The 2,699-nt window shown below is 66.8% G+C and carries 3 protein-coding genes; all 3 read left to right on the top strand.

The window, feature by feature from the left end; translation table 11 throughout:
- Window positions 1-32 precede the first annotated feature (32 nt).
- The 3 genes from GV027_RS18700 to GV027_RS18690 all read left to right on the top strand — a co-directional run bounded on the left by GV027_RS18700 (window position 33) and on the right by GV027_RS18690 (window position 2,061).
- Window positions 33-521 carry a DUF736 domain-containing protein gene (locus GV027_RS18700; RefSeq protein ID WP_159513164.1) on the top strand — a complete coding sequence of 163 codons (489 nt, stop codon included), beginning with the start codon at window positions 33-35 and terminating at the stop codon, window positions 519-521.
- A gap of 681 nt (window positions 522-1,202) precedes the next feature.
- Window positions 1,203-1,538, top strand: coding sequence for a single-stranded DNA-binding protein (locus GV027_RS18695; protein ID WP_159513163.1), 336 nt, complete (start codon window positions 1,203-1,205; stop codon window positions 1,536-1,538).
- Window positions 1,539-1,617: 79 nt separating this feature from the next.
- Complete coding sequence (locus GV027_RS18690) at window positions 1,618-2,061, top strand: hypothetical protein (RefSeq protein ID WP_201302706.1); 444 nt, start codon at window positions 1,618-1,620, stop codon at window positions 2,059-2,061.
- Window positions 2,062-2,699: the final 638 nt, after the last annotated feature.

Raw genomic sequence — 2,699 nt, 5'->3', positions numbered from 1 at the left:
AAGGGGTCCAGAGACGCACAGGAGACGTCGTCATGAACATCGGTTCGATCAAGCAGAACGCGGCTGGCATCTACATGGGCCGGGTTTCCACCCTGGCGGTTGCGATGACCATCGCGCTGAAGCCGGTGCAGTCCACCAACCCGCGCGCACCGCGCTACGAGATCCACGCGCTGACCGCCAACAAGACCTGGGTACAGGTCGGCGCGCTGTTCGAGCTGGTCTCGAACAACACCGGCGAGGCGTTCCTCAACGGCCGCATCGACGACCCGTCGCTGCCCGCGCCGCTGCAGATCTCCGCCTTCCGGCAGGAGGACGAGTCCTACAACCTGGTGTGGCAGCGCGCGCAGAAGCGTCGCGACGTGGGCACCGCGCTCGGCGTCAAGGCGAGCGAGGACGACCTCGCCCCGCCGTTCGGCGCCGACGGCAGCCCCACCGCAGGCGATCTCGCCGGTGCCGGCGCGGGTGCCGGTCCCGATGACGGCCTGGGCATGAGCACCGCTCCGATCGAGCCGGTCGCCTAAGGCGGTTGGCCGGAGCCGAAAAGGGGATCGCCTCTCGCGAGGCGGTCCCCTTTTTCATTCACTACGCACGGTCGCCCCGCCCGAAGAAGGGCATCACCTGCGGTGACACCCTTCCGGGTCGGGTCACGGCCACCAACGTCGTCCGCGGAGCTCAAGCAGGCGCGTCGCCCAGGCCCAGCCGCATGGCTGCGCGAGCGCCGATGGAACCCAACCGACTTACGCCGACCCGCGGAACCGACACATCGGCCAAGCCGACAACCGACCCGGCCGCGAAACCGGATGTCCTCGCTTATGCGCCACCGTCCGGCGTGTCACCCCTTCGGCTTGCCCCCATCATCGGCATCTTCGACCAGCGATGCTAGCGTCGCCAACGCGACAACGATCGCTCGGGATCACGGGCCAAGCGGCCGACATAGCCGGTTCACAGGTGCTGCCCATCGAAGCTTCGCGGACCTTGTCGGGCCAGCGGTCTCCCGCGCCGGGTCTCATGTCACCTGCGGACCGCCGTTGGTCACCGCAACCGCTTTAGCGGGGCCGTGTTGCCGCGCTGAAGCGCGGCTGCCCGCACCAACCCCGCGAAAGCGGTTCCCCTGCGCTGACGCTCCGGTGCGGTGACCCCCGTCGCCCCGCTTCTCGGTGACACCCGGCGGGGAAACCGCCGGCCCCACCAAGGAGGCTTCGATGAACAACGTGAACCTAGTCGGCCGTCTGGCCCGCGACCCCGAGCTGCGCCAAGCCGGTGACACCAACATCACCACGGTGTTCGTGGCGACCGACCGACCCAAGCTCAACAAGGAGGGTCGCACCTACAAGGACGGCAGCGGCTTCACGGTCAAGGAGACCGAGTTCCACAAGGTCACCTGCTTCAACGGCCTAGCCAAGGCAGTGTCCGGAGCCCGCAAGAAGGGCGACTTGGTCGCGGTCGAGGGACGGCTCCACTACACCAAGTGGCAGGACCGCGACGGCAACGATCGCTACGGCTGCGAGATCATCGCCGATCGGGTGGAGTTCTACTGACCCACCCTTTCGCGTGCTCGCGCGCCGTCTTCCATCAGCACCCGGTGCATGATCGATGCGCCGATCCATGGAGACTGCCATGCAGAAGCAAGCGGACCTGTTCGATCCCGACGTGAACCCGTTCACGGATCCAGAGCCAATGGCCGAGCCTGCTGTCCAGGTCGCGGATGAGGACGAGCCCGCGCCACGGGTCGATCCGCTGGCCGCCCCATGTGGTTTCGTCAACTGCCGAAACCTACCATGCCGACGCCTCGCGTCGCGACCTCTGCTGCTGGATGGCAAGCCCTTCGTCCACCGCGGCATACCGATGTTGCACTGCGATCCGGCCTGCTGGCGTGACGTTGATGCCGACCAAGTTCCCGAGACGACCGAACCGCAAGACGACGCCGGTGACTACCCCGCGGACCGCGACGACCCAGGACCAGAGGCCCCGCCGGATTATGATGACTGGTCGGGATGGGAGCGCGCCGACGATGATGGTTTCGGCGAAGACGATGGTGGAAGAGAAGACAGAGAAGGGTAGGGGCGCCCGCCCTATGGGCGGGACCGGGCTCTAGGCGGCTGCGCCGCCCGGAGCCCCGCGTGCCGCGGGTCTCCGCCCTTCGGGTAACGATCCCTCGCTGGACGGCGACCGGTCTCGCGAGGACCGACAGCGACATCGGTCGCGCCCATTCGGGCGCTACCCTCGCCGCTTTGCATCCGCACGCCTTTGGCGCGCGAATGCCGGTCCTCACTCGATCCGGTCGCCGTACCCAAACCAAATCTATCTTTCTGTGAGTCCGAGCATGGCATGCGGGGTTGGCGGACCGTCAAGGACGAGCGGTGCCCCCAATTTTCACGACCCCGCCACTCCGCTTCGCTCCGCTATGGGGCCGAGAAAATCGGCTCCCCCACTCGCGAGCGTTAACCGGGGTCCACGCCTTCGGCGCGGCTTCCCGGTTAACGTCCCTGACGGCCCTGACCGCCGCATGCCGAATGAGAGACCTCACAAGAAGGTGAGAAACAAAACTCATGGAGGCTATCATGACCAAGTACACCAACTTCTCCGACCTGGCCCGCACGATGGCGGACACGCGCGCAACGCAGATCGCCGACGAGACCCGCCAGGACGAGCGCACGCTGCGCACCTATGACGGCGCGTTCATCGAAGGCAGCGAGATG

It is taken from the genome of Sphingomonas sp. T1 (genome assembly GCF_902506585.1).
Classification (GTDB): domain Bacteria; phylum Pseudomonadota; class Alphaproteobacteria; order Sphingomonadales; family Sphingomonadaceae; genus Sphingomonas; species Sphingomonas aerolata.
This window is presented reverse-complemented; position numbering and strand designations above follow the sequence as displayed.